This is a genomic window from Corynebacterium amycolatum SK46, from assembly GCF_000173655.1.
GTDB lineage: Bacteria > Actinomycetota > Actinomycetes > Mycobacteriales > Mycobacteriaceae > Corynebacterium > Corynebacterium amycolatum_A.
This window is the reverse complement of record NZ_ABZU01000043.1, coordinates 1-1450: the sequence shown is the minus strand read 5'-3', so window position 1 is coordinate 1450 and position 1450 is coordinate 1. Positions and strand designations below refer to the sequence as shown.

The window sequence follows — 1450 nt, the reverse complement described above, 5'->3', positions numbered from 1 at the left end:
TTAGAGTGCGTTGATCTTCCCCTGCAGCTGTCCGGAGTGGATCAAGCACCGCAAGATGTAGTGGTTGAGATTCCTGAAGCCCAGGGCGATCCCGCGCAGGTGCTCGAGCCTGCCGTTGATGGATTCGACCGGCCCGTTGGACGCGCCGATATCGAAGTAGGCCAACACGTCCTCACGTCGGCGCCACAAGGTGCGCCCCAGTTGGGCGAGCTCCTCCAGACCTGCGGGTAGTCCCTTACGCAGGCTGTTGATCACCCGGCTCATGAGCTTCTTGCCCTCTGATTTCTTCGGATGCCCGTACGCCGCGATCATGTCCTGGTAGAACAGCCAGGTCACCTCGAGTGCCACGTAGTCATCGTCGGTGGCCCATAACAGGTCGAGTCGTTGTTTCTGCCGCTGCGTGAGGTAGTTCGTCCTGGTCAACAAGGTCCGGCGGTACTTGTACAGCGGGTCGTCTTTGCGTCCGCGTCGTCCGGTGGTCTCTCGTTGGAGTCGCTGCCGACAGCCGGTGAGCTTGTCGGCAGCCAGATGGACTACGTGAAACGGATCCATCACCTTGGTCGCGTCCGGGAGGACCTGGTCGACGGCGGAGGCGTAGCCGGTGAAGCCATCCATGGTCACCACCTGCACTTGGCTGCGGAAGCTAGGGTCGCGTTCCTGCAGCCAGGTGCGCAGCACTTCCGCACTGCGTCCGGGACGCAGGTCCAGCAGTCGGGCCGGACCACGTCCGTCGACCAGTGGGGTGAGGTCGACGAGGATGGTCACCAGGTTCGACGGCTGACCGGGCTTTCGAGTGTGCTTCCAGACATGTTCATCGACGCCGAGGATGCGCACCCCGTCCAGGTGGTGCGGGTCGTCGTAGACAAGCTGGCGGCAGGCATCGAGTGCGACCTGGTTGACCAGGTCCCAGCCGATGCCGAGTGCTTTGGCGGTGGCAGAGACACTCATCCGGTCAATCGCCAGGCGCTGGAGGATCCAGCGGGTGACGCGGTGGGTGAGCTTGGATCCGTCATCCGCGCAGGCCAGGGATGTCTGGAAGATCTTCCTCGGACACGACGTGGCTGTGCACAGGAAGCGGGGAACGCGGACATCCAGGCGGCTGGGGAAGCCGACGACGGGAAGATCAACGAGCCGGCGGAGGATGTGATCGCGTAGCTTCCCTGGGTGCCCGCACTCGGGGCAGGTATTGCTCACGGCCACCGGTGCGGCATCGATGATGGTGATGGTGCCCGCGTCGGCGGCACCGGTGATCGTCAAGCCGATCTCGGCGGTGCGGCAGATGGTGTCGGCGACGAGGTTGCCAGTAGGCTTCACGGTGCGGGTCCCTGGTGTGTTCAGATGATTGTGTAGGAACTTTCATCTTCACACCGGGGACCCCTATATGTTGTGGTGACCCGCTGAACCCACCGTGGTCTTCTTCACCCCGCTACGCACTCCGAAACCGGAAGAG

The 1450-nt window shown here is 63.1% G+C and carries 1 protein-coding gene; it reads right to left on the bottom strand.

Translation table 11 applies throughout. The features are described from left to right. Positions 1–1314 carry an ISL3 family transposase gene (locus CORAM0001_RS10820; protein ID WP_016421854.1) on the bottom strand — a complete coding sequence of 438 codons (1314 nt, stop codon included), beginning with the start codon at positions 1312–1314 and terminating at the stop codon, positions 1–3. Positions 1315–1450: the final 136 nt, after the last annotated feature.